Below are 5,716 nucleotides of genomic sequence, written 5' to 3'. Positions count from 1 at the left end.
TGCCGCTGCGATGGCGTACGTAGACCTCAATCCTATTCGAGCAGGCATTGCCACTAAGCCCGAAGACTCAGAATTCACTTCCATCAAAGCTCGAATCGACGCCTTAAACCGACAGCAATCTACAGCCCCTTGCCTTCATCCATTTATCGGTCACGAGAGCCACTCAAAAAGAGAAGGTATTCCTTTTCGATTGATGGATTATCTTGAATTAGTCGACTGGACAGCTCGTCAAATTCGGCCCAACAAAGCATCGATGAATACCAGCCTGCCACCCATCTTAGATAGGCTTGGAGGAGACAGAAATAACTGGCTCAGGGTGTGTACTCAATTGGAGAAATTCCATGTCACGGCGGTAGGCAGTCAAGCCAAGGCTATCATCGCCAAAGCCGCTCTGAATAAGAAAAAGCTTCATTTACTCACCTTTGAGTAAGCGTCACTCGAAAGCTTTTAGAAATTCCCCCACAGCTTGATAGCTGATATGGTGTTGAAATAAACGTACCGATATTCAATAAAATACCTTCCTCAAGTCCAAATCCACGACAAAATTCCTCTACAACTCTCAAGATGGTTTGGAGAGCTTAGCTTTCGATTTATTGGTATTGGTGTGAGCTTTGTTGGTGTGTGTCCCACATTTTGCCCATTTTGCCACATTTTGTCTGAGGGATCATGATAAAATCAGGGGATCCCTCAGTATTAAAGTGATTACGATATTTGGTGTCCAAGTTGTAACAAAGTTGTTCAAAACTTATTCAAGGGTCACCATATTCGGCACTTAGAGTTGCATGAGACTATTTTTGACTGGGCGTGGCAAAGACCTGAGTCCAATAGAAATGGTATCTTGCTGATGAGTTTTCCACCAAAGATGCACCCATTTGCTCAAAATTAGCGTTCATTATGCTGCGACAGTGTCCTCTGCTAGACATCCATGCTCTCATCACCGCTTCAATAGAACGCTGCCCACCTGCTACATTCTCACCAGCACGGCGCCATGTATAACCAGTTTGGTTGATCCTATCGATAAAGGAGCTGCCATCAGATCCCGTGTGACTGACAAAATCATTATTCGCCATATCACTTGAGTGCCTCTCTGCAGCGCGTTCTAACCGATAATCCCAGGTAAGTGGTTTAACCGCAGGCATCCTTGTCGAACCACATCGTTGTGGGCGTGAACGTGCCTCATTCACAGCGGCCAGCATTTGTTCGGCAAACGTTACGGTTGAATTTGAGTGCTCAGTATGCGAAGCCATCGCTTGACCATACCCAGCCAAAAACAGTAATGGAATGATTACTCGTGTTCTGTATGACATGTTTCTTATCCTTGTTACCTATCGAATCATATAACAAGTGCAAAACGTTACTTTTAAACAGAGGCAAGTATAAGAAAGCAGCAAAGTTCCAAGGAGGAGTACGCTGCTTGACGATTTACACTTATTTCGCAATTACTGCTCATCATTTCTTCGTAGTGAAAGTCGTTTATTATCATTTCAGAGTATGAAGTGGTTATTCATATGGCAAAAATAGGCTAGGTGATATTTGAATAGGGTATAAAAAAAGCGAGTGAGATCGCTCATCTTTGACAAATTCAAGCAATAAGCAGGATTGTTTTTGGTAGCTTTCGACGTTTTCGCGTGAACAAAGAGTAAATTCAGGACACACACCAAGAGAACACTTTTGGTGTGTGTCCTGAGTTTCTTAGAATTTCACTTTCTGAATTTCATTTTTGTGTTTCAGACACAGATTCCAAGCCTAGCTGATATCTCAGTTTCATTTTCGTATTAGTTATCAAATTGAGAAAATTAAACCCAATTAATTTAAACCATTGAAAAATTTATTAAAAAAAATGGTATGCATCGTGCTACCCCCTAAATTACAACTCAGTCGGGAGCATGACAATGAAGATCTCATATTTCGTGTTTACTATAAGCCTTTTTACAACCTCTACTTATGCAACGGACTACTATTATCTAACTGGTGCACCCGATATCGGCTACAGTGCAAAAGGTAAACCGGACGCAGTTGTTAATATTAATAATACACTGCCTCAGAATCTATTGGACCGCATAGACACTATGCTGCCACCAGGACAAAGAGTCGATCCGAGTTACATTGCAACAGACGCGAAAAGTAACATAGAGATTGATCCTAACTTTGTTGGCACCGCTAATGTGTCATTCACTTTCTTAAACGAAGGCGCTAGTTTCAATAATGTCTTCGGCTATTTTATATTCGATACGGATAACCCACCGACAGATAGAAGCCAGATATCTCAGCATATTGTCGTGTTCCCCAATGCTTCTAAAGCACCTGAGGGTGAAATGACTCAAGGTGACCAGTTGACTTATCAGATTCCACTAGAGGCAGGACAGAGTATGGGTTTTTTTGTAGTCCCAAACGGTTGGGGCTGGGACTGGTTAGGAAATCAGGGCTATGTTCCCTATGATGGCCCTTGGCGTCAACCGTTTTACTCATTATCTCAACTCAACCCAGAAAATAACGTCAATGATCGTTATCACAATGTTGTTTTCGCAGATGAAACAAGCGAGTTACTCGTTATTGGTTTCGAAGATACACTGTTTACATTAGGTGACAAGGATTTCAATGATCTCTTGTTTTCCGTACACGTTACACCTTTCGAAGCACTGAATGGCCTTGAACAGAGCAGTAGCACTCAGAGTGGGTATGTCGCTTTAGTCGGTTCAGACGAGCCGCAAAGTGAGAATTACACAACTTCCTATTATCCGAGCGCAAGTACAAATGCGACGCTCGCTTTTGAAGATTTATGGCCACACACGGGCGACTTTGATTACAACGATGTGATTATTCGATACCAAATGACTTTGACGAGTACGGACTCGAACCAATTAAAAGGTTTCGAAGTTAACGCAACAATACAAGCAATGGGAGCAGGATTTCATAACGCATTAGCATGGCGTATTCCTGGCATTGGAAGCGAAAACATTGAGTCGATATCACTAACACTAAATGATCAGGCCGTGAGTCATCAAATCACCCAAATGGATGGAGAGGATGGGGTGTTCGTACTAAGTGAGGACTTACGGCATGATGTCATCGAAGGGTGCTTCTTTTTCCGTACTCACACCGATTGTAGTGAGGAAGAAAGAACTCATTACCGTCTTAGTGTAACGTTAGCAGAACCCGTCGAATCAACCGTTACTGGAGCAGCTCCGTTTGACCCTTTTATTTACGCATCAGAGGGGACACATCATGGTGCGCTAGGAGCGCTTATTACTCCAGGGCGATCTTGGGAGCTTCATCTGAAAAATCACTGTGGGACTAGCGCGTTTGACTCATCCCTTCTAAATTGGGCAGACGATTTTTCGACGGCAACCACATGCTATGTCGATCAAAACAATATTCCTTGGGCGATCAATATTGCAGATGACTGGGCTCACCCTGCAGAGCACCAAAGCATCACGAACGTGTACCCAATGATCTATCAGTGGGTAGGATCAAACGGTCAAGAGGCTTCAGATTGGTATCATCGCTCAAACGCAGAGACATCATTACTTTACGAGTAATAAGGGGAAAATTATGAGTAATAGAATATCAGCCGCAGCAATGTTTGTGATGTTTATGGTTGGATGTGGTGGTGAAGACGGAGGTGTCAGCACGACTGATGAGCCGGAATCTTCACAGATAGAAGGAGTTGTTGACGTGGAAAAGCCTGAATCATCGGAAACACAGAATGAGCTATTACAAGAAAGCAACGATGTACCAGTGAGCAATAACGTAATTGTCGATCAAACGCCAAAAATCAGCGTTTTTTCGGCGGACCAAGACTTTACTTTTAGAGTTGATCGAGAATTTACACTGAATTTTATGCCACCAAATAATGAAGCCGGTTCATTCAGCGTTTATTGGAAGATCTTAGCTGAGGACCCAAATTCAGATAGATTTGTCGTTGACCCCTCTAGCCTTATTACAACAGTTCCCGATAGTACTCGTAGCCACATCATTATGGTTAACAATAGTTGGAAAGAGATCGTCGTTGAGTGGCAACCAAATAATGGTATGGATATTCAACAAACTCTACGTGTTCCACTTGAAGGAATGAGTGAATTTACGGCTTACTTTGAGTAGCTTAGCCCTGTTTCGAATTCACTCTTTCAAGGTCAAGAGACACTGTATTCGCCTTACTCAAAACAGATTGCTTGGAAAACATACACACACAAAGATAATCATCTAAAAAGGACAAGCCTGCCAAGAATACTCAGGGTCAGCTCCGGTAACGAGTCTCAGTTGGGCCTGATGGGTTGGCATCAGTGATATCCTTGACTCCGCTAGCTCTACAATGGGTTTGTCCTCACGGACACCCGCTAAGGATTAACTAGGTTTAGTAAATTCAGAGTAAATTCATAAATTCAAGCAATAAGCAGGATTGTTTTTGGTAGCTTTCGACGTTTTCTCTCCTCACTATATGATTCAGCTCTATAACGAGTTATTAGCTTGTCTCTTAAATTCTTCGTACGCTTGCAAGGTATCGAAGTTGGTCGAGAATACGCTCAACTTGGCTAGCCGATCGGCATTGTCTAGAAACTCGGCGTCTATATACTGCTTTTGGCTCTGTAATACATCGTTTTCTCGCAATGAAAGGTAGATGTCTAGTAGCTCTCTATTTCCTGTATTAATATAAACAAGGAAAGATTGATACAAATACTCCTTGTCGGCTTCTGCTATGCATTGCTGAAAAGCACGATGTTTTAGCGTTAATAGCATCGTTTTAATAACCGCTTCAGACTGACTCTCCAGCCATTTATCACGCATATCTCCCTTTATCGGCTCAGTAGCAGAACACTTAGAAAACATAGCGTTTAGGTTGTCGTATGAGGTTTGCACGTCTGCGAACGCGCTCGAAGATAGCAGGAGTAAACTAGTTGCGAGTCGCATCATATACACACTTCCAAAAAAGTTGTTCTTTACCGCTGGAGGTCAATCTCGCCTTGTCAGCAATACGATTAACTAGCTCTTTTGTTACAAAGTGACTACTAGCCATCGCTTGACCGAATTTTTCCCAATCGTGCTCATAAATCGTTTTTAATCGTTTCCCAGCATTCATACACCCAGATAAAATTTGTACAAATTGTGATGATGAACCGATGTGGCCAGCAAGTTACCAAGCGCCACTTTTGATTCGATTTCATTTAAATGGTTTTGCATATTGCGGCTGATAACCATGTCATCAATTTTACAATAAGATAGAACGCCCATACTTTTTCTCGTTAATTAAAAATATTAAATGTACAGAAAAATTAACAACCCAAGGTCGTATTTTTTAATATTTATAACAAAGACCATACTTTAAGTCTTTATTGGTGATAGTTTTAATTATAACTAACCCTTCCGGTGCGTTATGAGATTTTGTATCAGTGTCGAGAGCTCGCCCAATTCTAATTTGGGTTAGTGTCAGGTCAATACCATCAAGTACGATTTTGGTGACAGGCATCAGAGATTTAGTAAATTCAGGACACACACCAAGAGAAAACACTTTTGGTGTGTGTCCTGAATTTAATACTCTGTGACGGCCTTGTCTAAACCTCATCCTTTACTCGACACATTGTTAACACACCTCTTTACAACGCACTGATTTTTGAACAGTTAATCGCCCTACGCGCTGAAAGCGTTGACTCTTCTGAACCCCAGCGATATCCTGCAAAAGCACTGGCAAAATCCAGTGCCAGGATTGAACCCCTGCCTT

Annotated in this window: 4 protein-coding genes and 1 pseudogene; 3 read left to right on the top strand and 2 right to left on the bottom strand. The window is 42.1% G+C overall.

Going from position 1 to position 5,716, the window contains the following annotated elements:
- A pseudogene (locus OH455_RS23045) lies at positions 1 to 430 on the top strand (transposase); the annotation flags it as partial.
- 358 nt (positions 431 to 788) lie between these two features.
- Here the strand turns inward: OH455_RS23045 and OH455_RS23040 are convergent.
- Positions 789 to 1,247 carry a CAP domain-containing protein gene (locus OH455_RS23040; RefSeq protein WP_333482732.1) on the bottom strand — a complete coding sequence of 153 codons (459 nt, stop codon included), beginning with the start codon at positions 1,245 to 1,247 and terminating at the stop codon, positions 789 to 791.
- 645 nt (positions 1,248 to 1,892) lie between these two features.
- Between OH455_RS23040 and OH455_RS23035 the strand changes: the two genes are divergently transcribed.
- Positions 1,893 to 3,539, top strand: coding sequence for an LruC domain-containing protein (locus OH455_RS23035; RefSeq protein WP_269982916.1), 1,647 nt, complete (start codon positions 1,893 to 1,895; stop codon positions 3,537 to 3,539).
- 13 nt (positions 3,540 to 3,552) lie between these two features.
- Positions 3,553 to 4,101 (top strand): hypothetical protein, encoded by a 549-nt coding sequence (locus OH455_RS23030; protein WP_269982915.1) that lies wholly within the window; start codon positions 3,553 to 3,555, stop codon positions 4,099 to 4,101.
- A gap of 348 nt (positions 4,102 to 4,449) precedes the next feature.
- Here the strand turns inward: OH455_RS23030 and OH455_RS23025 are convergent, their stop codons facing one another.
- A complete protein-coding gene (locus OH455_RS23025; RefSeq protein ID WP_269982914.1) occupies positions 4,450 to 4,911 on the bottom strand; it encodes a hypothetical protein in 462 nt (153 codons plus the stop codon).
- Positions 4,912 to 5,716: the final 805 nt, after the last annotated feature.

This window comes from Vibrio sp. T11.5 (assembly GCF_027587155.1).
GTDB classification, from domain to species: domain Bacteria; phylum Pseudomonadota; class Gammaproteobacteria; order Enterobacterales; family Vibrionaceae; genus Vibrio; species Vibrio neptunius.
The sequence above is the reverse complement of the archived record's forward strand: the minus strand, read 5'-3'. Positions and strand labels throughout refer to the sequence as shown.

Bases quoted from the DNA above. Each gene is read 5' to 3' on its own strand.
- OH455_RS23040 (WP_333482732.1), bottom strand. From the start codon at position 1,247: ATGGCTTCGCATACTGAGCACTCAAATTCAACCGTAACGTTTGCCGAA.
- OH455_RS23035 (WP_269982916.1), top strand. From the start codon at position 1,893: ATGAAGATCTCATATTTCGTGTTTACTATAAGCCTTTTTACAACCTCT.
- OH455_RS23030 (WP_269982915.1), top strand. From the start codon at position 3,553: ATGAGTAATAGAATATCAGCCGCAGCAATGTTTGTGATGTTTATGGTT.
- OH455_RS23025 (WP_269982914.1), bottom strand. From the start codon at position 4,911: ATGATGCGACTCGCAACTAGTTTACTCCTGCTATCTTCGAGCGCGTTC.